The sequence below is a fragment of the Sandarakinorhabdus sp. genome (assembly GCF_041689835.1).
Lineage (GTDB): Bacteria > Pseudomonadota > Alphaproteobacteria > Sphingomonadales > Sphingomonadaceae > Sandarakinorhabdus.
The window spans coordinates 1-4,644 of sequence record NZ_JBDNFM010000055.1; the positions used below are offsets into that span (position 1 = coordinate 1).

Consider the following 4,644-nt stretch of genomic DNA (forward strand, 5'->3'; position numbering starts at 1 on the left):
GCGCTGACACGTCGCTTTCCACCCCGGGCCGGCAATGCAAGGCCAGCCCCCATGGTAGTCGCACCCGACTGGATCACTCCGCTGCCGCAAGGCCTGTATCTGCCCGGCATCGACAACTGGGTTGATCCGTCGCGCCCGCAACCCCGCGCCATCATCACCCACGGCCATGCCGATCACGCCCGCGCCGGCCATGGCACGGTGCTGGCCACCGCCGAAACACTGGCGATCATGCACCAGCGCTTCGGCCCGCAGCCGGGCGGGCAGGCATTGGCCTATGGCGAACGACTGGCGCTGGGCGACGGCCTCACGTGCATGCTGCTGCCGGCGGGCCATGTGCTGGGATCGGCGCAGATCGTGCTGGAAAAGGCCGGCACCCGCATCATCGTGTCGGGCGACTACAAACGCCGGTTCGATCCAACCTGCGCCGCCTTCGAACCGTTGGCGTGCGATATCTTCATCACCGAAGCCACCTTCGGACTGCCGGTGTTCCGCCATCCCGATACCGCCGGCGAAGTGGCGAAATTGCTGGCCGCGCTGGCTGCCAATCCCGATCGCTGCGTGGCGGTGGGCGCGTATGCGCTGGGCAAGGCCCAGCGGCTGATCGCCGAACTGCGCCGCGCCGGGCACGATGCACCGATCTATCTGCACGGCGCGATGACGGCGCTGTGCGCGCTGTATCAGGCGCACGGCATCGAACTGGGCGATCTGCGCCCGGTTGGCCTGCTCAAAGGCGACGTGCTCAAAGGCCACATCATTGTCGCTCCGCCTTCGGCCTTGGCCGATGTCTGGAGCCGCCGCCTGCCCGATCCGATCACCGCCATGGCATCGGGCTGGATGCGGGTGCGCCAGCGGGCGGTGCAGCGCGGGGTGGAGCTGCCGCTGGTGATTTCCGATCACGCCGATTGGGACGAGCTGACCGCCACCATCACGCAAATAAACCCCGCCGAAGTGTGGGTGACGCACGGCCGTGAAGAAGCGCTGGTGCACTGGTGCGGCCTGAATCAACGCCGGGCGCGGGCGCTGGACATGGTCGGCCGGGACGATGAGGGGGATTGAACCCGCTTCGTCGCCCTGCCATGGCGGTGACACATGTTAGCCGCCCTTCGCCCCCTGCTGTTCGCGCTTGATCCGGAGGCCGCGCACAATCTGACGATGGCCGCACTCAAAACGGGACTCGTGCCCGCCGCGCCTGCCGACGATCCGATCCTGAGCACCGCATTCGCGGGCCTCACGCTTCCCAACCCGATCGGTCTCGCCGCCGGGTTCGACAAGGATGCCGAGGTGCCCGATGCCATGCTAAAACTGGGCTTTGGCTTCGTCGAATGCGGCAGCGTTTGCCCGCGGCCGCAGCCGGGCAACCCCAAGCCGCGGCTGTTCCGACTGGTTGAAGATGAAGCCGTGATCAACCGTTTCGGCTTCAATTCAAAAGGCGTCGAATTTGCCCACACAAGGCTTGCTGCACGCCAAGGCCGGCCGGGCATCGTCGGCATCAACCTGGGCGCCAACAAGGACAGCGAAGACCGCACCGGCGATTATGTCGTGGGCTTGCGCGCGTTGGCGCCGCTGGCGTCGTATGTCACGGTCAACATCTCGTCCCCCAACACGCCCGGCCTGCGCAGCTTGCAGGATGGCGCGGCGCTGGCCGATCTGATTGCGCGGGTGATGGCAGCGCGCGGGGCAATCGGCGTCCCGGTTTTCGTCAAGGTTGCGCCCGATCAGGGCGAGGATGATTGGGCAACCATCGCCCGTGCCTGCATCGATGGCGGCATCAATGGCCTGATCGTGTCCAACACCACCATCTCGCGTCCGGCGCTGGCCAGCCGCCACGGCGGCGAGGCCGGCGGCCTGTCGGGCAAGCCGCTCAAACCACTGGCGCTGGCGGCGCTGCAACGTTTTCGCGCTGAAACCGGCGGCGCGCTACCGCTCATTGCCGTCGGCGGCATTGCTTCGGGTCAAGACGCCTATGACCGCATCCGCGCCGGGGCCAGCGCCGTGCAGCTTTATTCCGCACTGGTCTATCACGGGCCAGGGCTGGTGGGCCGCATCAAGGCTGAACTGGCGGCACTGCTGCGCCGCGATGGCTTCGCCAGCGTTGGCGAAGCGGTGGACACCCCTCACGTTTAGGCACTTTTCAGGCGCGCAAATCAGCCTAAGGTGCCGGTCTCATGAAGCCCATCTTTCTCCTCGCCGCCGTCCTCACTGCCACTGCGGCGGTGGCCCAGCCCATCCCGAAGGATGCTGATTCCGGGCCAATACTGGCTGGCCCGCCCGCCGCCAGCAGCGCTGGCGGCGGGCCGTTCAAGGCCGTGGTTTCGGCCGCCAACCCGCTCGCGTCCGAAGCCGGCCTGCAAATCCTGAAACAGGGCGGCAGCGCTGCTGATGCTGCCATTGCCACCATGCTGGCGCTCACGGTGGTGGAGCCGCAATCATCGGGCATCGGCGGCGGCGGCTTCATCGTTTATCAGCCGGCCAATGGCCCGCTGGGCACCGTCGATGGCCGCGAAAAAGCGCCGGGCGCCGCCAGCGCCAAACAATTTCTGGGCGCGGATGGCAAGCCGCTGCCGTTCATGAAAGCCGCCACCGGCGGGCGCAGCGTGGGTGTACCAGGCAATGTTGCCGCCGCCGCGCAGGCGCACCAGCGCTGGGGCAAGCTGCCTTGGGCCACATTGTTCGAACCCGCCATTCGCCTGGCCGAAGGCTTCACGATTTCCCCCACCATGGCGCGCTTCATCGCCTTTGGGCAGGACAGCCTGAAACAAGCCGGGCCGGAAGGCCGCGCGCTTTATTACGACAAGGATGGCGCCCCGCTGCGCGCCGGCACGACCTTCCGCAACGACCGCCTTGCCGCCGCGCTGCGCCTGATCGCGAAAGATGGCCCGGATGCCTTTTACAAGGGCGCGATTGCCCGGAGCATCGTCAAGACGGTGAACACCGCCGACGCCAACCCGACCGCGATGACGCTGGCCGATCTGGCGGCCTACAAGGCGCAGGCGCGCGAGCCGGTGTGCGGCACCTACCGCCAATACAAGGTGTGCGGCATGGGCCCGCCGTCGTCAGGCGGCGTCGGTGTGCTGGCCATGCTGAAACAGCTTGAACGCTTCGACATGGCGGGGCTGGGCAAGGACAATCCAGTGGCCTGGCATCTGTTCGGCGAAAGCCAGCGCCTTGCCATTGCTGACCGCGAAAAATGGATTGGCGATCCAGATTTTGTGGCGGTGCCAACCAAGGGCCTCGCCGATCCGGCCTATCTTGGCGCCCGCTCCGCCCTGATCGGCGCCGGCGGCCGCATGGCACGCGCCGAAGCCGGCATGCCGGCCGGAGCGCCCACCGCGCGGGTCAATGCCGCCGACAATGAAGTGGCCGGCACCACCAATTTCGCCGTGGCCGACGCTGAGGGCAACGTCACCACCTGGACCAGCACAGTTGAAAAGACGTTCGGCTCCGGGCTGGTGGCCGAAGGCTTCGTGCTCAACAACGAGCTGACCGATTTCAATTTTGCGCCCGAAGATCAGGGCGCGCTCACCGCCAATCATGTGCAGCCGGGAAAACGCCCGCGATCGGCCATGTCGCCCACCATCGTTTATGATGCGTCCGGCCGGGCAATCCTGGCCATTGGCGCGGCCGGCGGCGTTACCATCATCGCCCAAGTAACCAAGGCCATCATCGGCGTGCTCGATTGGGGGCTGCCCGTCGACGAAGCCATCGCCCTGCCGCAGCTGGTTGCCATCGGTGACCGGTTTGCCGTGGAAAAGGGCACGATGCTCGAAGCCATGATCCCGGCCTTCATCGGCATGGGGCACAAGCCGGTTGCCACTGCGTTGCCGCTCAAGTTGAACGGCGTGCAGCGCGTGGGCAATGGCAAATCGGGCGGCTGGCGGGGCGGTGCCGATGCACGCGGCGAAGGCCGGCCCGCAGGCTATTGACGACAAGAACAGGAGACGAAAAACGTTTCCATGGGAGAGCATGATGTTGCCGAAACTGCCGCCGCTGCGGCCCGCCGTCATCGCCGCGCGCATCGATGCCGCGCCCAATCTGGTGATGCTGTTCCTCGACCGGGCCGATGAACAGCCCGCCGCGCCCTTCCTCACCGCCAAGGTGGACGGGGCGTGGCACACGATCAGCTGGGGCGAGGCGCGCGATATCGTCGCCAGCCTGTCGGCGGCGCTCACCGCCATCGGCATCAATCGCGGCGACCGGGTGGTGCTGGTTTCGGAAAACCGCCCGGAATGGTGCCTGGCCGATCTGGCCATCATGGCCGCCGGCGCCATCACCGTGCCGGCCTACACCACCAACACCGAAACCGATCACACCCACATCCTGACCAACAGCGGCGCCAAGGCCGCTCTGGTGTCGGGGCCCAAACTGGCCAAGGCGTTGTTGCCTGCCGCCATGGCCACCGAAAATTGTCGCACCGTCATCGCGCTGGAACCAGTGGGGGAGGTGCAGGGCCTCGCCATCCACGACTGGAGCAAGTTGATCGGCGATCGCACCCCCCTGTTGAACGAAGACCGCACCGCACTGCGGGCCCGCGCCACCATGAAGCGCGAGGATCTGGCCTGCCTGATCTACCCCAGCGGCACCGGCGGCGTGCCGCGCGGCGTGCGGCAGCACCACGGCGCCATCATGCGCAACATCGCCGGCGCC

General features: G+C 67.0%; 4 protein-coding genes. All 4 read left to right on the forward strand.

Annotation, left to right across the window (positions count from 1 at the left end):
• Window positions 1–51 precede the first annotated feature (51 nt).
• Window positions 52–1,056, forward strand: a complete 1,005-nt coding sequence (locus tag ACESL8_RS02810; protein WP_372915731.1) for a ligase-associated DNA damage response exonuclease — start codon at window positions 52–54, stop codon at window positions 1,054–1,056.
• Between the two features lie 33 nt (window positions 1,057–1,089).
• Window positions 1,090–2,124, forward strand: coding sequence for a quinone-dependent dihydroorotate dehydrogenase (locus ACESL8_RS02815; RefSeq protein WP_372915734.1), 1,035 nt, complete (start codon window positions 1,090–1,092; stop codon window positions 2,122–2,124).
• Between the two features lie 41 nt (window positions 2,125–2,165).
• Window positions 2,166–3,923 carry a gamma-glutamyltransferase gene (ggt, locus tag ACESL8_RS02820; protein ID WP_372915737.1) on the forward strand — a complete coding sequence of 586 codons (1,758 nt, stop codon included), beginning with the start codon at window positions 2,166–2,168 and terminating at the stop codon, window positions 3,921–3,923.
• A gap of 40 nt (window positions 3,924–3,963) precedes the next feature.
• Window positions 3,964–4,644 (forward strand): AMP-binding protein (locus ACESL8_RS02825; RefSeq protein WP_372915739.1); only part of this gene is annotated, 681 nt, incomplete at its 3' end.